This is a genomic window from Labrenzia sp. OB1, assembly GCF_001624695.1.
GTDB lineage: Bacteria > Pseudomonadota > Alphaproteobacteria > Rhizobiales > Stappiaceae > Roseibium.
Window position 1 is genome coordinate 100,186 of the sequence record NZ_JSEP01000007.1, and the last position, 18,335, is coordinate 118,520.

The window sequence follows — 18,335 nt, forward strand, 5'->3', positions numbered from 1 at the left end:
TGAGAATGGGCCATAGTCATGGAAAGGTCGGAAATGACCTTTTTAATCGGGCCCGGTCGTGACTCATCCGGCCATTTCCGATTATGCTTTTTGGAGCCATAGCATTGTTTTCTCAGCCTCTATCCTCTTCACGTCCGAAGCCGCCGATAGCATCTGTCCGGGTTCTCGCCCTTTTCAGCGCACTGACGCTGGTCTGCGGAACCGCCTTCGCGCAGGACAAGGGAACCACCGCATTCGACGCCTATGTCAACGGCCTTGACAAGCTCGGCGTCACGCTTGAATCCGATGCCGTCACCTATGACGAGGACAGCGACACGCTGACCATAACCGACCCGATTTTCACCTTCAGTGGCACGATCAGGGACCTTCCGCCGCATGAGGCTGAGGCAACAGAAACAGACGGGCCCAAGGATATCGCTCCTTCAAAACCCAGGAGCCTTGCGTTCGCCATTTCCATGTCCAGCGGTTTGCTTGCCATCACCGGCCTCACACATGAGAACGGCGACTTCGAAACGGGAAGCTGGATACACTCTGACGACACAAAACTACTGATGACGGGATCGGTGGAGAACGAAGGCCGTCTCAAGATCGAGGGCCGGCTGGCGGGCATATCGGCGACCGGTTACAGCTTTACCCTGCCGGAAATACCGGCGGAAGACCCCGATCATCCGGCCAGCCGTTGGCTGCCCTTCCTGCAGGCGCTGTTTCTGACGTCCTACGAGGAGATCAGGGTCGACAGCACGGGCCTGACCTTCGAGGGCCATGCGAACGAGGACGGCAAGGAGACCCTGGTCTTTTCCGGAACCTCCGAAATGGACGGCTACCGCATGGCGGATGCCGAAGAAGGCTGGATCGGGGAGTATTCCATCGATCTCGTGACTCAGGACCTGCGCACGCTCGATCCGGCGACCGGCGGGATGCTGCGTCAGACGACACGGCAAGGCAAAACCGTCTACCGGGATATCGACGTTGCCGCCATCGTCGATCTGTTCGATCCGGACGTTCCGGTCACCGGTGAGGAGCAGACACTGATCGGCTCCGGCTCCATGGTCGACTATGAAAGCACGCAGGACCTGCCTGACGGACTGGCAATCAAGACATCTGTGGAACGCGGATCGATTCGCGATATCACGGTCGTCAAGCAGGAGAACACGCTGATCTCGATGCTGGATCAGCTTCTCAACAGCAAGGCTCCCGCGCCGGAAGAGCTGATCTCCGGCGTCTTTCAGTTCTACCGGTCTTTTGCCGTCGCCGATGCGAGGATCAGCGGAATTGCAGTCGGACTTCCGGCGGGACCCAGTGTCGGGGATATCGGTTTCACAATCAACGAAATGGCGATGACCGACATCGGCTCCGAGGGGATCGGCGAAATGCTGATCGTCGGTCTCGATGCCCCCGAACTTCCCCAAGGCAGCTCCGTGACCCTTGACTGGGCCGCTATCGGCGACATCGAATTCGCTGAATATTCGCCCATGCGCGCCATGATCGCGACGCTGATGGCCGATCCGGAATACGGTGAAAACAACCCGCTCGAAGTTGCACGCGCCTTTCTGCCGCGCTCCTTCGGGTACGAGGTCCAGGGCCTGGATGTGAACGTGCCGGAAATCGGCCGGACCCAGATCGGCAAGGCCGAATTGACCGTGTCCAGCACCGTTCCGCCGGTGCCGACAAGCCTTTACGTCAAGAATGACGGCATCCGGATTCCCGTCAGTGCCATTGAGGACGAAGACGCAAAGGCCCTCCTTCAGGCACTCGGCCTGGAGACACTCGACTGGTCGGACGAAACGCGCTTTTACTGGGACGAGGCGACACTGGAACTGCGCCTGGAACGTCTGATGCTGGACATCAAGGGGCTCGGAATGGCTGAAGCCTCCGCGCGCTTCGCCAATGTGCCGAAGGCCCTGTTCGAGGACCCGCAGGGCCAGGGGCAAATGGCGGCGATCGTTGCGCAATTCGTCGATGCATCGGTGGTGTTCAAGGACGCCGGACTAACCGCCAAGGGCCTTTCCCACGTCGCCGGACAGCAGGGCATTCCGGAAAACGTCTTCCGCGAGGCCCTGGTGAGCCAGGCGACCATGGCGACGGCGGCTATCGGCAATGAAGTCTTCACTCAGATGGTGAGCGAGGCAGCGTCGGCATTCCTGGAGGATCCGAAGGAACTCAGAGTTTCGCTGAAGCCTGAAAATCCGGTGCCGATGGCGCAGATCCTTGGCAGCCTGGCAACGCCGCAGGTGCTGCCCGACCTCCTCAATGTGAATGTCGAGGCGAACTGAGAAACAGAAAATCGCGTCCCTTGCGGATCACTCCATGATGAATGCCTGCACCTTCCCCTTGTGAGGAGGTGGCGAGGCGATGGAAACAGCAGGGCTATCGCATATGACCGGATACGCCAGTCCATATGGCTTGTGCGGGTGGCTTTCTTCGGGTGTCACCTCGGACAAGCGAAGCGCAGATCCGGGGCCTACTCGCAGTGCAGCTTGTTGAAACAGCTGAATTTTCGCTTGTAAGGTTTCTGCAATTTACCTGCTCACTGGAAATGAGTGGGCCCCGGATCTCGCTCCGCTCGCCCGGGGTGACACCCGTTATTTGCAGCAACTTTCCGGGCAAATGCGATAGCTTTGGGGGAGACAGGGTAACCGGGCACCACTGTTGCTCCCAAAGGCAAGATTTCCTGGAGCCTGCCGCGCCTTCATCGACCGCGAGCAGAAACCTGGCCGCCGTTCAGCCTGAGTTCGTCGTGCTCATGCTGTGAGGTGCGAAAAGGCTGCCACGACCCGCTCATAAACCGGACGCTTGAACGGCACGATCAGGTCCGGCAGACGCGCGGCGTCTTCCCAGCGCCAGGCGCCGAATTCCGCCGAATGCCCGTCCGGCGGGTTCAGAATATCGATCTCGTCGTCGGAACCGTCGAAACGATAGGCAAGCCAGCGCTGCGCCTGACCGCAGTGCTTGCCCCTGCGCGAAGCCTTGATGACTTCGGGCGGATAGTCATAGGCAAACCAACCCTGGGCTTCTTCCAGCAATGTTACGGAGTGGATCGAGGTTTCCTCGTAGAGTTCCCTGCGCGCGGCGTGTTCCGGCACTTCCCCCTTGTCGATGCCACCCTGCGGCATCTGCCAGGCATAATCGTAGACGGCGGACCCGGAGCCATCGTCCCGGCAGCCGATCCACACTTTGCCATCCTGATTGATCAGCATGATCCCGACGCAGGGACGGTAAGGAAGCCCTCCTGCCGGTTCCGGAAAACCCGCTCCAAGTTCAAGCTTCTTCACAACCGCACCTATCTCGAAATCGATATTGTCCGGAGGTTATAAAGTCTGTTGTTTTCAAAATGCAAGATCATCCGGCTCGCGGTCGATCCAGGGCAGGTGTCTATCTGTCGATGGTCGCGCTGACCGGCACAAGCTGCAAGCCGCGTTGCTCAAGATCGCGCGACCATTTTTCAAGCCGGCGTACGGTGACCGGAAGCGCGGAGCCTGCTGCGACCGCAACCCCGCGGGCACGCGCAATGCTTTCAAGCTGCAACAGCTTTGCGTCGATCTCGTCTTCGCGCGGAACCTCATCCAGAACAACATCGACGCCACTGAAAGGAATGCGCGTTTCCGCGGCGACCTCGGCCGCTATGGAGCGCGAGGACGTCCCGTTATCGACAAACATCAGCCCACGCCCCTTCAGCTTTTCCATCAGAAACTGCATGGAAGGCTGGGTGGAGGTGAAGCGTGCGCCCATTTCGTTGATCGTGCCGACATAGTTGGTCGCACGCGTCAGCAGAAAGACCAGCCGCTCGACCATCTTGTCCGGCATGAGACTGACGAGAAGCGTATGGGGGCCCGGATCGTTATCTGGAAAATCGAACGGCTCAAGGGGCAGTTGCAGCAGCAATTCATGGCCTTCCATCCTGGCCTGCTGCATGTAGAGATCCAGTTCCTCGCCATAGGGTGCCAGGGCGAAGGTCACATCCGATGGCAGGCTGCTGATGGCGTTGCGGGTGCCCGTCTCGCTCAACCCCAGGCCGCCCACGATGACGGCAATCTTCGGAATGGACGTGAATTCGCGCAAGATCGGCCGGGAGTAGGCATCGAGCGGCCGCACGCCGGCATCGCTGACCTTCGGGAGAAAGCCGAGTTCCGAGCGTTCGCTCACTCTTGTGTCGGGGTGGAGGGAAAGCCCGGTCACGGGAGCCTCCGGCCCCAGACCGTCGGGCCGCATGACCATCTCATACCGGGGACCGAGCAGATCGCTGCTTGTTTCAGGCCGTAGATTGGGGCCCAGATCGTCGCCGATACCCGGCCGGATTTCGACAACTTCGATGTCCTGGGACGTCACGCCCTCGACCACCGCGTCCAGAGGCAGAACCGCAACGGGCTCTCCGCCCACCGGATCGTCCACGACGGCAATCCAGACGAACATTGTGGTGGCGATCACACTCAACAGGCCCGCACCGATCAGCCCGAACGGCAGCCTGACAAGCCGCCGTTTTCCCATACCTAGGGGAGCTGTGAGATCTTCGCTCGTCATAGCGTCCTGAGACTGTTGACCGGCGCGCGAACAGGCGGACCGGCATCATGATTGTTATAGGGATACGCAGAACGAGGATGGACAATGTGCGCCGGCTGGCCGGCGCACATCAGAGTTTGTCAGTTCTTGACGGCCGCGCTGTCGGAGACCGGCGGAAAGGCGCTGTTGGCCTGAATGCCGCGCAGGAGGTCCAAAGCCAGCTTCAGCTGGGTATCGTCTTCCGGATCTGCCGGCACATAGGCCTGGCTGCCGGATTCTTCCTCGCCGTCGGCTTCCAGGTGGCCGCGCAGACCCGCTTCCCCCTTGGTGTCGACACGGCCGACCAGCTCTTCCGGCAGCTCCTGCAGGGCTTCGATGTCCGGCACGATGCCTTTCGCCTGGATGGAGTTTCCGGACGGCGTGTAATAACGGGCGGTCGTCAGGCGGATCGCACCGTTGGCGCCCAGCGGAATGATGGTTTGCACGGAGCCCTTGCCGAAGGACCGGCTGCCGAGGATGGTCGCCCGGCGGTGATCCTGCAGTGCACCGGCAACGATTTCCGACGCGGACGCAGAGCCGCCGTTCACGAGCACGATGACCGGCTTGCCGTCCGTCAGATCTCCCGCACGCGCATTATAGCGCTGGGTTTCTTCCGCTTCCCGGCCACGGGTCGAAACGATTTCGCCCCGGTCGAGGAAAGCATCGGACACGGCAATTGCCTGATCCAGGAGACCGCCCGGATTGTTGCGCAGATCAATGACGAAGCCTTTCAGCTTGTCGTCACCGATATTCTCGCTCATTTCCTCGATGCCGTCCCGGATGCCGTCAAACGTCTGTTCGTTGAACTGGGTGACGCGGACATAGCCGACGTCGTCCTCTTCCCGCCAGCGCACGGACTGGATGCGAATGATGTCTCGAGTGATGGTGATATCGAATGGATCGGCGCGGCCCTCGCGGCGCACAGTGACGACGATGTCCGTATTGACCGGACCGCGCATCTTCTCGACCGCTTCGTTCAGCGACAGTCCCTGAACCTGCTCTCCGTCGATGTAGGTGATCAGGTCCCCGGACAGGACACCCGCCTTGGCAGCCGGCGTATCGTCGATCGGCGAGACGACTTTCACAAGACCGTCTTCCATGGTGACCTCGATACCGAGACCGCCGAATTCTCCGCGGGTCTGCACCTGCATGTCGCGGAAACTCTTGGGCGACATGTAGCTGGAATGGGGATCAAGCGATGTCAGCATGCCGTTGATGGCGTTCTCGATCAACTGGGCATCGTCCGGTACTTCCACGTAGTCCGAGCGCACCCGTTCGAACACGTCACCGAACAGATTAAGCTGCCTGTACGTATCCGTTGCCGCCGCATTGGCTGCCACGGACACATTGAGCGGCATCTGGGCCATTGTCGTGACTGCCGCAGCTCCCATAAGGGCACCCACCAGCAGCAAGGAAGCTTTCCGTATCATCCGCGAGCCTTTTCTTCTTCTGTGCGCGCCCACCAGGGTGTGGGGTCGATCGCACGTCCGTCCTTCCGAAATTCAACATATAGTATTGGCTGGGTAGATCCCAAGCCAAAGGTCGAAGCGCTTGCCCATTGCGTCGCACCCATGACCCCTACCGGTTCCCCGGTAAGAACAAACTGCCCCAACTCCGCATCGATCCGGTCCATCCCGGCCAACAGCACATGGTAGCCATCACCGGTATTCAGGATCAAGAGTTGTCCGAACGAACGGAACGGTCCCGAATAGACCACCCAGCCGTCCGCCGGAGAGGTTACATTAGAACCCGGCCTTGTGGCGATAGATTGTCCTTCCGTCAAACCGCCAAAATCATCTTCCTCACCGAAATCCTTCAGCATGGTTCCCGAAACCGGCTGAGGCAACTGGCCTCTGGCCTCCTGGAAAGGTATCACCGGCGCCAGCCGTCCCGGATCGGAAAACGGATCAAAGTCGCGTGAAGTCTTTCCCTTTGTCTCCAGCGATGCCTGCCTGGACTTTTCCGCGGCCTCGCGGGCGCTTTCGATTTCAGTTTCCAAATTCGCAATCAGCTCCTGGAGAGACCCGGCTTGCTCGGCCAGTTCGGCGGCGCGCTGTTTCTCCGCTTCGAGATCCCGTACGGATCTTTGATGTTCCTGCCTTTTGGCGCTCGACAGAAGCTCAAGACGAGACTTTTCCTCAGCCAATCGCATCGCATCGCCGCGCAGGCGGTTTTTTTCCTCCGCAATCACGCTCCTGAGCCGGTGCAGCTCCTCCAGATCCGCTGCCAGAGCCTCCGTCTCCACCTTCAGCTCCGGCATGACCGCATTCAGGAGAATCGCACTGCGGACAGCCGACAGGGCATCGCTCGGGCGGACGGCCAGGGCCGGCGGCGGGCGCCGACCGAGCCTTTGCAGCGCGGCGAGCACCTCCGACAGGATATCGCGGCGGGCAATCAGGGACAGCCGCACGGCGTCCTCGTTCTCGCCAAGACTTCTCAGACGACGCTCGGTATCGGTCAGCTCTGTTTCCAGGCCCTGGATTGTATCGGACGTGCTGATGATCTTGGCGTTCAGCGTTTCGCGATCCCGGTCCAGGGACCTGATTTCGCGAGCGATGGCGGCCTGGCGGTCAGTGGAGACTTCAATGTCCCGCGACAGCGCTGCCAGTTCCTCTTCGCGAGCCTTGATGATCTCTGCCGCGGCATCGGCCTGCGCCGCGGTTTCAGACCGGTTCTGCGGCACGTCATCGATGCTTTCGGTCGCGAGTGCCTGCTGCGGCAAGGCAAGCGCACCCGCAAGAAGGCTGCCCAAGAGCGGTCTGACAAGCATCCGCTTCTTAAGTCCAGGACGCACGACCTTGATGCGATCCGGTTTCAACCTGTCTCAACTCCCGAAGGTTCGTCCCGTTTGCGATACACAGTCAATGTTAACGAACCGTTTACCTTGTCGGCCCGCTACACAATGTCAGCTCCCGCGTGTACCGCCACACGCTCCAACCTCTTTTCCCTTGATGGTCTGACCGTTACGTGCCGATTGCGGCGAGATACGGGCAGCGGCGTGTTTTCCCGGCGTTCGCCGCATTAAAGATCCTTCACAATTCAACGTTCGCGGCACATGGCCGCTCCGACCCCGGCCTCACGTTGCGGCGTGCCTGTACACCAGATCGCGGGGATCGTTGCGCGGGGCCTCCGCATCCAGTTTCGCGCCCAGCCGTTCGGCGAGCCTGCAGGAACGGATATTGTCCGGGTCCACATAACTCACCAGGGTCGGCAAGCCGCGGTCTTTCAACCCCCAGTCCAGGAACGCCCGCGCCGCTTCAAACGCCACCCCCATGCCTTCCGCCTGCGGATAGACAAACCAACCGATTTCATGTTCGGGAAAAAGCGGGCCATGATTGATGCCTACCTGGCCGAGACAGCGGCCGGAGCCGCGTTCCTCGACCATCAGGGCACCGTGCCCCATCAGTGACCAGAGCGCCACGTCATGACAGAACGCCCCCCAGGCCTTGTCCCGCGACATGGGTCCGCCCATGTAGGCGGCGCGGTCCGACTGCATCAATGCGGCGAAATCCGGCCAGTCCTCCATCGTGATCGGGCGCAGGATCAGGCGTTCTGTTTCAATCGTCGGGATCATGACAATTCCTCTTCCACAGCGGCATCGCGGCCGCGAAATCAGACCCGGTGATAGGGATGGCCCGACTGAATGGTCATGGCCCGGTAGATCTGTTCGGCCAGCAGGATGCGGGCGATCTGGTGCGGCCAGGTCATCGCACCGAGAGCCAGCTTGAGATCGGCTCTCGCAAGAACCTCCGCGCCGTGACCGTCAGCGCCGCCGATCGTGAAAACGATGTCCGGCACACCGTCGTTTTTCCAGGCTTCCAGCGTCCGGCTGAAATCCCGACTGCTCATGTTCCGGCCGTTCTCGTCGAGAACAACGACACGGGCGCCGCTCGGCAGCGAGGCAAGAATGCCGCCGGCCTCTTCCGCCTTGCGGTCTTCGGCGCGCTGAGCACGGCTTTCCGGCATCTCGTTCAGGAGGACATCGGTGATGCCCAGACCGCGCCCGCTTTTGCGGGCTCTGTCCAGGTAGCGGTCGAGAAGGTCCCTGTCCGCACCAGCCTTCATCCGGCCAATGCAGGAAAGCGTAAAGCGCATGAAATCTCCGCCGGAAAACGATCCGGTGACTTTATCCCTCGGCGGACAGAGGTCCCGCTGTCAGGACCTCATTCCCGTCTCAACCGATATACTGCGGTGTTTCGTCCGCTTCCGGCGCCCACATCTTTTCAAGATTGTAGAAGCCGCGTACTTCCGGACGGAAAATGTGAACGATCACATCACCCGCATCAATCAGCACCCAATCGCAGGTCGTCATACCCTCAACCGTTGCCTTTCCGGCGCCGGCTGCTTTCAGGTCTTTCTGCAAATGTTCCGCGATCGCGCCCACGTGACGGTGAGAGCGTCCGGACACGATCACCATGTGATCGGCCAGGGAACTTTTGCCTGCGATGTCGAGAGTAACAACGTCCTCAGCTTTGGAGTCGTCAAGACTGGTGAGGACCGTATCGAGAAGGTCAGCCGCAAGATCAGTGCTTACGGATGCCTGCAGAGGAGAGGACATATCTGTCCGCCCACTTTCAAAGGTCATGGTCAGGTGTTGTGCCTTTCGCCGTTTGTGCCGTCCTGCGCCCAACGTCGTCACGAACAAAAAAAGTTCGACTTCATACGTCACCCGTTTTGGTTACAGGACCGGTTGACCGTACCTCGGCCGCGCCACCGCGACCGCCCCCCTATAATACCGCTTCCCGTTTGGCATTTTCAAGACAGGGATTTTTACATGGCAAATCCGGGCTTAACCGTCAGCGGATCTGCCGCAGTTTCGTGGAGGAAGCCTGGTCCAGCGGAGTGTGCAGAAAGGTCCAGACGGGCGCTTCCATATCGGCCAGAAGAGCCGCTTTTTCTTCAGGAAGTCTATGTTCTTCATAGACTTTCGCCATCGGCGACGACAGGACGGAAAGCGACGCGCCGGGGCGGTCGACAATTGCGACCGGCACAGAGCCGACGATGGCGCGCCAGTCCCGCCAGTGATGAAAGCCGGCCAGATTGTCCGCGCCCATGACCCAGACGAATCGTACGCCCGGCCGTCTGGCGCGCAGCGCCATGATCGTTCTGGCCGTATAAGTCGTGCCGAGAACCGCCTCATAGGCGGTCACTTTCATACGCGGATGATCGGCAAATTCACCGGTCAATCGCAGCCGCGTTTCCAGCGGCGCGAGGTCGGAATGGCTCTTGAGCGGATTGCCGGGTGTCACAAACCACCAGATCTGATCGAGTCCCAGCCGCTTGAGCACGGTCGAGGCGACAAGCCGATGGCCCGAATGCGGCGGATTGAAAGACCCGCCAAAGATGCCTATCCGGTTCCCGGTTTCGGCATGAGGCAGCTTCAGCCAGTCGCGGCCGAGCTCCGGCCGGAAACCCGAAGCACTCATGGGCGCGTCTGACCCGTCCCGTGAACCCTGTATTTGAAACTGGTCAGCTGTTCGACGCCAACCGGCCCACGCGCATGCATCCGCCCGGTGGCGATGCCGATTTCGGCGCCCATGCCGAATTCGCCGCCATCGGCAAACTGGGTGGAGGCATTGTGCAGGACGATGGCCGAATCGACTTCCCGCTGGAAACGATCCGCCGCTGCCAGATCTTCCGTCAGGATGCAATCGGTATGGTTGGAACCGTATCGGGCGATATGATCCATCGCCGCGTCCAGGTCCTTGACGACCTTCACCGCGAGGATCTTGTCGAGATACTCGGTGGACCAGTCTTCCTCGCTGGCCGGAACGATGTTCTCGCAGATATCGCGCACACGGGCGCCGCCGCGGATTTCGCACCCCTGGTCCTGCAGCGCCTTGACGATGACAGGCAAGTGAGTGTGGGCGACATCCTCATGCACCAGAAGCGTTTCCAGCGCACCGCATATTCCCGTGCGGCGGAGTTTGGAGTTCACGACGATTTCGACGGATTGCTGCGGATCGGCCGCCTTGTCGACGAAAATATGCACAAGACCTTCCAGGTGCGCGAAGACCGGCACGCGGGCCTCGCCCTGTACGCGCTCCACGAGGCTGCGGCCACCACGCGGCACGATGACGTCGAGATTGCCGCTCAGACCGCGCAGCATTTCGCCCACCGCCGCCCTGTCGGTGACCGGAACCATCTGGATGGCGTCTTCGGGAAGACCCGCTGCCGCCAAACCTTTCTGAAGAGCCGCATGGATCGCCCTGTTGGAACGGATCGTGTCGGAGCCACCTCGCAAAACCACCGCGTTGCCGGCCTTGAGGCACAAGGCGCCGGCATCCGCCGTCACGTTGGGACGGCTTTCATAGATCACCCCGATGACGCCCAGCGGCGTGCGTACACGCTCGATTTTGAGCTCGTTCGGCCGCTCCCATGCGGCAATGACTCTGCCGACAGGATCGTCGAGTGCAACGATATCCTCCAGCGCGCGGGCGATGGCCTCGATCCGTTCTTCGCTCAAGGTGCCGCGATCCAGGAAAGACGCTGCCTGTCCATTGGCGGTCATGGCATCGATATCCTGCCTGTTTCCGGCAAGGATCTCCGGCGTCGATGCACGGACCGCGACGGCCATCTCGCGCAGGGCCCTGTTCTTCTGCTCCGCCGGTGCCGTCGCAAGGATCCGGCCCGCAACACGGGCGCGCTGCCCGATCTGCGCCATCAGGTCCCCGGTGGTCTTTGCCTCGACTACATCCAGCATTGCTGCAAACTCCTGTTCAGCCGGTTTGTCCGAACGTCCCATCCGCTTTCATGTCAATCCATGTGACAGCGGGATCGTCAACCGTTTGTCTCCCGGCTTTTTAGCCTGTTCCGTTCAAAAACGCATCTTCCAGAACGAGATCGTCCCGGTGGATCATTTCGGCGCGCCCCGGATAGCCGACGATGGCCTCGATCTCCCGGCTGTTGCGTCCGGCGATCAACTCGGCCTCGTCGGCATCGTAGGCGACCAGCCCGCGTCCTATCACCCCGCCTTCCGGCGTGAGCAGAATGACCGCATCGCCACGGGTGAAGGTCCCGGTGACAGACGTCACGCCAGCGGGCAGCAGGCTCTTGCCGGATTTCATTGCCCGGACCGCGCCCGCATCCAGCACGACCCTGCCGCGCGGTTCTAGATGACCGCCGATCCAGGCCTTGCGGGCGCTCGCCGGTGTGGCGATTGCCGGAAACCAGGTGCCTCTGCCCCCCTCGTCCAGACGTTTCAGCGGATGGAGCTCCTTGCCGGAAGTGATCACCATGGATGTTCCCGCCGCAGTCGCGATCTTGCCGGCGTCGATCTTGGTCTTCATGCCACCGCGTGAGAGCTCCGATCCGGCGCTGCCGGCCATCGCTTCGATTTCCGGCGTGATGCGCGCGACTTCCGGCAGGAACACGGCATCGGGATCCTGCTGCGGGGGCGCGGTATAGAGCCCGTCGATATCGGAGAGCAGCACCAGGCAATCGGCGCTCGCCATCGTTGCGACACGCGCCGCCAGACGGTCATTGTCGCCATAGCGGATTTCCGACGTGGCGACAGAGTCGTTTTCATTGATGATCGGCACCGCGCCGAGTTTGAAAAGCATGCCGATTGTGGCGCGGGCGTTGAGATAGCGGCGGCGTTCTTCCGTATCGCCCAGGGTCAGCAGAATCTGTCCGGCCTTCTTGCCATGAGCGCCGAGCGCATCCGCATAGGCCTGCGCCAGAGCGATTTGACCGGCGGCCGCGGCGGCCTGGCTTTCCTCCAGTTTCAGCGGCCCAGCGGGCAGTCCGAGAATGCCCCGGCCGAGCGCGATCGAGCCGGAGGAGACGATCAGTATTTCGGCGCCGGATTCGACAAGCCCCGCCAGATCGCTGACCAGGGCATCCAGCCAGCCGCGTTTCAGCTCGCCGCGTTCAACCAGCAGGGCTGACCCGATCTTGACGACAATGCGGCTGTAGCCTTTCAGGCTGCGGGACGCCGACGTCACGGATGCCAGCCCTCCTGTTCGGGCGAAGGCACCTGATTGGCAGCGTCCTGCTTGTCCTTGTCGATGGCCCTTACAATCATGCGCAGCGCCCGGTCGACGTTGAGCCCGCTGGCGGAAGACAGGATCAGCGGCTTCTGGCCGCAAGCGGCTTCCAGGCTCGCCGACTGCTGGGCGATCAGCTCCTCGTTGAGCGCGTCGCATTTGGACAGGGCGACGATTTCCGGCTTGTCCACCAGCCCGGCGCCATAAGCCTCCAGCTCGCCGCGAACAACCTTGTAGGCCTCGCCCGGGTCTTCCATGCCCGAGCCGTCGACCAGATGCAGGAGCACGCGGGTGCGTTCCACATGACCGAGGAACCGGTCGCCAAGACCCGTGCCTTCATGGGCGCCCTCGATCAGTCCGGGAATATCGGCCATCGCGAAGCTGTTGCCGTCAATCTGGACAATGCCGAGGTTGGGATGAAGCGTGGTGAAGGGATAGTCGGCGATCTTCGGCTTGGCTGCCGTCACCTTCGACAGGAATGTCGACTTGCCGGCGTTCGGCAGACCGACCAGCCCGGCATCGGCGATCAGCTTGAGACGCAGCCAGACCCACTTCTCCTCGCCCTCGAGACCCGGGTTGGCCCGTCGCGGCGCCTGATTGACCGATGACTTGAAATGCGCGTTGCCGAAGCCGCCGTTGCCGCCCTTGAGCAACAGCACGCGCTGGCCGAGTTCGGTCAGGTCGGCAATCAGCGTCTCGTTGTCTTCCTCGAAGATCTGCGTTCCGACCGGCACCTTCAGAACCACATCGCCGCCATGGGCCCCGGTGCGGTTGCGGCCCATGCCGTGAATGCCGGTTTCGGCCTTGAAATGCTGCTGGTAGCGGTAGTCGATCAGCGTGTTGAGACCATCGACACATTCAACGATCACGTCGCCGCCCTTGCCACCGTCACCGCCATCGGGACCGCCGTATTCGATATATTTCTCGCGCCGGAACGACACACTGCCCGCCCCGCCATTGCCGGAGCGCAGATAGATCTTGGCCTGATCGAGGAATTTCATTGTTTTTCTCTTTTTATCCGGTTGTCAGGCCTGATCCTGTCTCGAGTCAAAGCCGTTTAAAAAACCTGTCCGTGTCAGTTCCATACGGATGGCGGGCACTGTCGCACCGCGCGACAGGCTGGCGCAGCCCACTCGTGCGACCTCGCGAAAACCGAGCTTTGCCGCAACCTTGAGCGACGCGGGGTTCCCGATCATGGCCTCGCAGGCCACAAGCTGGTGATCCGTATTGCGGAACAGCCAGTCAACCGCCGCACCGACCGCCTCGCTCATGAAGCCCCTGCCCCAGTAGGCACGCCCCAGCCAATAGCCGATCTCCGGGGTCTCCCGCAACTTTTTGAAGGCGAAACCGCCGATCATTTCGCCGTCATGGTCAATCTGAAAGCCGAGGTCACCGGCTGTCTTCCAGTCGGCCCAGCTGTCCACGGACGCCTGCAGCGAGGTTCTGCCGCGCTCGAGGTCATAGGGATGCGGTACACGCGACAGCATCCTGGCGACCTCATAGTCACCAAGAAGTTCCGCGCAGCGGTCCAGATCTTCCAGGCGCGGCGGCCGGAGAACCAGCCGTTCGGAAGTGATGAGCGGAGCGCTCATGAGCCCGTTCCCGCCGCTGCCGGAAACCGTTCACGCCGCAACATCACCCGGGCTCCGGGAAGCTCGGCGTCCCGCGACCTGATCGGGAGCAGATAAGGTCCCTCATCCTCAAAACCGAGTTTTTTCAAAACGTTGAGGGAAGCCGTGTTTTCCGTCAGCGCGCCGCTCATGACGCGCTTTGTCTCCGTGGTCTCGAACAGCCATGCCAGGATCGCGCGGCCCGCCTCGCTCATGAAGCCGCGCCCCCAATAGTCCTTGCCCAGCCAATAGCCGAATTCCGGTGCCTCAGCCGGCGATCCGACCGAGACGACACCGATCAATCCGCTGCCACCGTCAATCGCGAAGGCCCGCTCGCCATCCTCCTTGCACACCGCATTCAGCCCGTACCAGTAACGGGCATCCTCAAGCGAATAAGGGTGCGGGACCCGCGCGAGCATCTTCGCCACATCGTATTCTCCGATGAGACGGGTAATGACCGGCAAGTCTTCGGGAACAACCGGACGCAGCAGAAGGCGCCCGGTTCCAAGCTCGGGAAGCATCACGCGGCCTCCTTCCGGGCTTCGAAATCCGCCCGCTCAAGCCGGACCACGACATTGGCGACCCTGCGATCAAGTGCCACGGAAAACCGTTCGGTCAGGCTGTAGGGCTTGAAGCCCATCTTGCGCAGGAGACCGCGCGAGCGGAAATTGTCCTCAAAGGCCCGCGCCGCGATGGCATCGGTTTCGAAGGCGTCGAACGCCCATGCGAGCACCGCTTCCACCGCCTCGGCGGCATAGCCGTGCCCCTGGAACGCCCGTCCGATCCAGTAGCCGAGCGTCGGCGTTGCCGGCAGGTTTTCGAGATCGCCCGGCGGCTCGACGGCCACGACGCCGATGAAGACGCCGCCGAGGGTAATTGCGAACAACGCCTCGGTCTTGAAGGGATCCTTGCCGACGACCGATTTCAGGAACGTTTCCGCCGCTCCCTCTTCGTAAGGCCACGTAAAGGAGGTCAGCCATCTGGCCACCTCGAAATCCCGGCCCGCAAGAGTGGCCATGGCTTCGGCATCGCTCAACGCAACCGGTCTGAGGATCAGGCGCCGCGTTTTCAGGTCAGGCAACATGGTCATCGGCCCTGCCCCCATCCCTTGAGCGACTTCCAGACCGCACGTTCCAGCGTATAACGCTCGATCGGCACGGATCCGCCCGCTCCGAGGGAGCGTATCATCGCCTGGTCGCGGTACTGGAACCCGGACTTGACCAGCACCCGGCGGGAGGCCGGATTGGTCACCCTGCAGGACCCCTGAAGTTCGTCGATTTCGTTCCAGGCAAAGGCATGGTCGACGAGGGAATGCACCGCCTCGGTCGCGAGGCCCCGCCCCCAGAACGGTTCGCCCAGCCAGTATCCTACATGGACGGGCCCGCCGGTTTCCACGACTGCGTATTTGGCAATACCGATCAGACGGCCGGTGCTTTTCAGCCGGATCGCGAAGACAGCCGTGCAGGCGCGATCTTGCCCTGCCTTTTCGATCAGCGCGCGGCCATCCTTGGCGGTGAAGGGATGCGGCATCGTCGCGAGATTCGCCGCCACAGTCTTGTTGTCGGCCAGATACACAAGATCGGCCAGATCGTCCCTGCGCGGCTTGTCCAGCAGCACACGAACCGCTTCCTGCGGCAACGGGGCCGCAATCGAACTGCTCTCGTCCAGTAACCCATCGCTTTCAACAACCATTTTTTCCTCCAGCCAAAACAAATCAAGGGAGAGATGGTGTCCCATCTCTCCCCTGGATCTCTGACTGGCCGGTTGCTGGCCTCATCTCGAAATGCCGGGGTCGTGAGGGACACCGGCGTTTCGAAACTTCACGTCGGCTTTACTCCGCTGCTTCCGCTACCGGGAGCACATTAATGTAGGTTCGCTTGTTGGCTTTCGCCTGAAACTCAACCTTGCCTTCCACGGTAGCGAAAATGGTATGGTCCTTGCCCATGCCCACGCCGTTACCCGGATGCCACTGAGTGCCACGCTGACGAGCGATAATGTTGCCGGGAATCACAGCTTCCCCGCCGAATTTCTTGACGCCGAGACGGCGGCCGGCCGAGTCGCGACCGTTGCGGGATGAACCGCCTGCCTTTTTATGTGCCATCGTTAGAACTCCTCGTTCTTCGAATTCTCTTTAACAGGTACCGGAAACGGCGGCTTACTTGCCGGCCAGTTCCTTGGCCTGTTCAACCCAGTTGTCGCGCTCGATGCGGCCCTTGAAGTTCAGGACCTCGTCAACGCGGGCAATGTCTTCCGCGGAGAAGGCGATGATCTGCTCATAGGTCATAATGCCCAGAGCATTCAGCTTCTTCTCCAGGACCGGGCCGACGCCGGAGATCTTCTTCAGATCGTCCTTGCCGTCCGGTGCGGTGAAGAGAGGCTCGACAGCCGCCTCTTCCTTCTTGTCTGCCTTCTTCTCGGCAGCAGGCTTGGCTGCCGCCGGAGCCTCTTCAGCCTTCGGCGCGGCCTTCTTCGGCGCTGCCTTCTTGGCCGGCTTCGCGCCACCGGTCAGGATATCGGTCACCTTGACGAGGGTGAATGACTGACGATGGCCATTGCGGCGGCGTGAATTCTGACGCCGGCGCTTCTTGAAAATGATGATCTTGCGGTTGCGGCCCTGTTCGACCACTTCCGCAACGACGCTGGCGCCTTCGACAAGCGGCGCGCCGACAGTTGTATCGGTTCCGTTGCCAACCATGAGCACGTCGTCAAAGGTGACGGTGCTGCCGGCCTCGGCATCGAGTTTTTCGACCTTCAGGAGGTCGTCGGCAGCGACAGTATACTGCTTGCCACCGGTCTTGATCACTGCGAACATGTCTCGCACGTCCTTCTTTTCGTTTTTGAACTCACCGGCCGTGATGTTGAACCATCTGTCAGCCGGCAGCTATCGGGTCGAAACGAGGCGCTTGCTGCACCGGAGCACAAAGCCCGGTTGGCAAGTCTTTGGTGACGGGTTGAGCGTGAAGCTGTGAAAGCCCGGCAGGCCTGGAACGACGGTCAATACCCGGAAAGGCGAACCTTTTCGAGCTCGCGCAATATAGTCAAACAGCTTGCGATGTCAAACGGAAATCTGAGCCGTTCCGCCGGTCTTATGCTTCCGGCCGCCTCTCTCGTCCGGGCACACCGCACCGGAGCGCCAGGGAAGAACCGTCCCCGTCACGCGGCGCGAACGCCCTCCATGCGCTCCCGGCCGCGCCGTTCCGGATACTGGCCCGGACTTCACTATCCGGCCCCTTGCGCCGGAATCCTTTGCGAACCGCAAGCCGATCCGTGACAATTCGGCCGGCGGCAGACCCATGAACCGGCCCTGTTCGGCCGTTGCACCGCCCGAACCGGCGTGGAAATCCGGCTCATCCACATTTGGCGAAAAACACTGAAATCCGGTCTTGCGGCGCGCGCACAGTGTGTCTATGTTCCGCGCCACTTGAGACCCGTTTAGTCAAAAGTACCGCGGAGAGGTGCCGGAGTGGTCGAACGGGGCGGTCTCGAAAACCGTTGAGCGCGCAAGCGTTCCGAGGGTTCGAATCCCTCTCTCTCCGCCAATTTCGATAAAATATTGCGTATCCGATACTTCTTTGCTGGATCAGAATAACCTGCCTTCATGATCAGACCTGCAGCAAAATCACACTGCCCGGGTTGCGGTGTTGACCTGGAAAGTTTCGATGGGCCGACCCATGCCTACATGACGTCATCGCCCGCCTGTTTCGAACTTTTCACCAATGTTCTGGCTTTTGAATACAGTGACGCAGCACTGCTGGCGACACATCGGCTGACGGTTGACACCTATGCGGTTCAGCATCCGGGAACCGGCGGGAGCCGCCGGCAGATTCAATCGGTTGGTCTGCACCTGGTGCGTCTGTGCGTGCAACTGGCATCACCGCTCCCGCCCAAGGAAACCAACGACGTCATGCTTGGCTGTGCCAGGCATAAGCAGACATTTGTTTTCCTCGAGCCACCCGACCGGTTTTCAATGACCGTTGGGGATGTCGCGCCCTATGCCGGGGACACAAAACATGCCGGGAAAGTACGGGAATGGGCCGCCAGGACGTGGAATGACTGGGCGAAGCACCATAGCTACATCCACGGCTGGATCGAAAAATACATGCCGGAAATCAGCCCGGACAAGTCCTTTTCCTCGAGCACTAAACGATAACAAGAGCAGGCACCCCTGTATCATCCTCACCTTGACCCGCCGGGAGACCGG

At 61.1% G+C, this 18,335-nt stretch carries 19 protein-coding genes and 1 tRNA gene; 3 read left to right on the forward strand and 17 right to left on the reverse strand.

All coding sequences use genetic code 11. From position 1 onward, the window contains the following. The first annotated feature begins 104 nt into the window (after positions 1–104). Positions 105–2,273, forward strand: a complete 2,169-nt coding sequence (locus OA90_RS11375) for a hypothetical protein (protein WP_208986091.1) — start codon at positions 105–107, stop codon at positions 2,271–2,273. Between the two features lie 468 nt (positions 2,274–2,741). Here the strand turns inward: OA90_RS11375 and OA90_RS11380 are convergent, their stop codons facing one another. The 17 genes from OA90_RS11380 to OA90_RS11460 form a co-directional block, all read right to left on the reverse strand. Further along, positions 2,742–3,272, reverse strand: coding sequence for an RNA pyrophosphohydrolase (locus tag OA90_RS11380; protein ID WP_068411014.1), 531 nt, complete (start codon positions 3,270–3,272; stop codon positions 2,742–2,744). 100 nt (positions 3,273–3,372) lie between these two features. Further along, positions 3,373–4,518: a divergent polysaccharide deacetylase family protein gene (locus OA90_RS11385; protein ID WP_068411017.1), complete on the reverse strand. Its 1,146-nt coding sequence runs from the start codon at positions 4,516–4,518 to the stop codon at positions 3,373–3,375. Between the two features lie 119 nt (positions 4,519–4,637). Continuing rightward, positions 4,638–5,966, reverse strand: coding sequence for a S41 family peptidase (locus OA90_RS11390; protein WP_068411020.1), 1,329 nt, complete (start codon positions 5,964–5,966; stop codon positions 4,638–4,640). After that, positions 5,963–7,306: a peptidoglycan DD-metalloendopeptidase family protein gene (locus OA90_RS11395; protein ID WP_082837004.1), complete on the reverse strand. Its 1,344-nt coding sequence runs from the start codon at positions 7,304–7,306 to the stop codon at positions 5,963–5,965. Before OA90_RS11395 ends, OA90_RS11390 begins: the two co-directional genes overlap by 4 nt. Before the next feature lie 306 nt (positions 7,307–7,612). Further along, positions 7,613–8,110 carry a GNAT family N-acetyltransferase gene (locus OA90_RS11400; protein WP_068411023.1) on the reverse strand — a complete coding sequence of 166 codons (498 nt, stop codon included), beginning with the start codon at positions 8,108–8,110 and terminating at the stop codon, positions 7,613–7,615. Between the two features lie 38 nt (positions 8,111–8,148). After that, the gene (rlmH, locus tag OA90_RS11405) at positions 8,149–8,631 is read right to left on the reverse strand and encodes a 23S rRNA (pseudouridine(1915)-N(3))-methyltransferase RlmH (RefSeq protein WP_068411026.1); all 483 of its coding nucleotides are present in this window, start codon (positions 8,629–8,631) and stop codon (positions 8,149–8,151) included. 79 nt (positions 8,632–8,710) lie between these two features. Further along, entirely contained in the window at positions 8,711–9,094 is a 384-nt protein-coding gene (gene rsfS, locus OA90_RS11410) for a ribosome silencing factor (protein ID WP_068411029.1), read from the reverse strand. A gap of 238 nt (positions 9,095–9,332) precedes the next feature. Next, on the reverse strand, positions 9,333–9,962 hold the full coding sequence (locus tag OA90_RS11415; protein ID WP_068411032.1) for a nicotinate-nucleotide adenylyltransferase: 630 nt from the start codon (positions 9,960–9,962) through the stop codon (positions 9,333–9,335). After that, positions 9,959–11,239 (reverse strand): glutamate-5-semialdehyde dehydrogenase, encoded by a 1,281-nt coding sequence (locus OA90_RS11420; protein ID WP_068411540.1) that lies wholly within the window; start codon positions 11,237–11,239, stop codon positions 9,959–9,961. The genes OA90_RS11415 and OA90_RS11420 overlap by 4 nt, the downstream gene beginning before the upstream one ends. A 100-nt stretch (positions 11,240–11,339) precedes the next feature. Beyond that, complete coding sequence (gene proB, locus OA90_RS11425) at positions 11,340–12,482, reverse strand: glutamate 5-kinase (RefSeq protein ID WP_082836990.1); 1,143 nt, start codon at positions 12,480–12,482, stop codon at positions 11,340–11,342. Beyond that, a complete protein-coding gene (gene obgE / locus OA90_RS11430; RefSeq protein ID WP_068411035.1) occupies positions 12,479–13,525 on the reverse strand; it encodes a GTPase ObgE in 1,047 nt (348 codons plus the stop codon). Before obgE ends, proB begins: the two co-directional genes overlap by 4 nt. Positions 13,526–13,549: 24 nt before the next feature. Then, on the reverse strand, positions 13,550–14,116 hold the full coding sequence (locus OA90_RS11435; protein ID WP_068411039.1) for a GNAT family N-acetyltransferase: 567 nt from the start codon (positions 14,114–14,116) through the stop codon (positions 13,550–13,552). Further along, positions 14,113–14,655: a GNAT family N-acetyltransferase gene (locus OA90_RS11440; protein ID WP_068411042.1), complete on the reverse strand. Its 543-nt coding sequence runs from the start codon at positions 14,653–14,655 to the stop codon at positions 14,113–14,115. The genes OA90_RS11435 and OA90_RS11440 overlap by 4 nt, the downstream gene beginning before the upstream one ends. Next, positions 14,655–15,224, reverse strand: coding sequence for a GNAT family N-acetyltransferase (locus OA90_RS11445; protein WP_068411044.1), 570 nt, complete (start codon positions 15,222–15,224; stop codon positions 14,655–14,657). The genes OA90_RS11440 and OA90_RS11445 overlap by 1 nt, the downstream gene beginning before the upstream one ends. Then, positions 15,221–15,826 (reverse strand): GNAT family N-acetyltransferase, encoded by a 606-nt coding sequence (locus OA90_RS11450; protein ID WP_068411546.1) that lies wholly within the window; start codon positions 15,824–15,826, stop codon positions 15,221–15,223. The genes OA90_RS11445 and OA90_RS11450 overlap by 4 nt, the downstream gene beginning before the upstream one ends. 139 nt (positions 15,827–15,965) lie before the next feature. Continuing rightward, positions 15,966–16,235: a 50S ribosomal protein L27 gene (rpmA, locus tag OA90_RS11455; protein WP_068411047.1), complete on the reverse strand. Its 270-nt coding sequence runs from the start codon at positions 16,233–16,235 to the stop codon at positions 15,966–15,968. 54 nt (positions 16,236–16,289) lie between these two features. Next, the gene (locus tag OA90_RS11460; protein WP_068411051.1) at positions 16,290–16,946 is read right to left on the reverse strand and encodes a 50S ribosomal protein L21; all 657 of its coding nucleotides are present in this window, start codon (positions 16,944–16,946) and stop codon (positions 16,290–16,292) included. Between the two features lie 637 nt (positions 16,947–17,583). Here OA90_RS11460 and OA90_RS11470 point away from each other — a divergent pair. Both OA90_RS11470 and OA90_RS11475 read left to right on the forward strand, forming a co-directional pair. Further along, a tRNA-Ser gene (locus OA90_RS11470) sits at positions 17,584–17,673 on the forward strand. A gap of 59 nt (positions 17,674–17,732) precedes the next feature. After that, entirely contained in the window at positions 17,733–18,284 is a 552-nt protein-coding gene (locus OA90_RS11475; protein WP_068411058.1) for a DUF5946 family protein, read from the forward strand. Positions 18,285–18,335 lie beyond the last annotated feature (51 nt).